The sequence below is a fragment of the Erwinia sp. PsM31 genome (assembly GCF_030433775.1).
Classification (GTDB): Bacteria; Pseudomonadota; Gammaproteobacteria; order Enterobacterales; family Enterobacteriaceae; genus Erwinia; species Erwinia aeris.
The window spans coordinates 1-208 of record NZ_JARUWZ010000160.1; the positions used below are offsets into that span (position 1 = coordinate 1).

The window sequence follows — 208 nt, forward strand, 5'->3', positions numbered from 1 at the left end:
CGGAAATGGCGCTGAAGGGGATGGCGCCTGACGAAATCGTGGCGCTGGTAAAAGATTCGGGCCTGAACGGGCGCGGCGGCGCAGGTTTCTCCCCGGGACTGAAGTGGAGCCTGATGCCGAAAGACGAATCCATGAACATTCGTGACCTGCTGGGTACCGCCGATGAGATGGAGCCGGGCCCCTATAACGCCCGTCTGCTGATGGAGCA

General features: G+C 61.5%; 1 pseudogene. It reads left to right on the top strand.

Annotated elements, in window-relative coordinates:
- A pseudogene (locus QCD69_RS22815) lies at positions 1–208 on the top strand (NADH-quinone oxidoreductase subunit F); the annotation flags it as partial.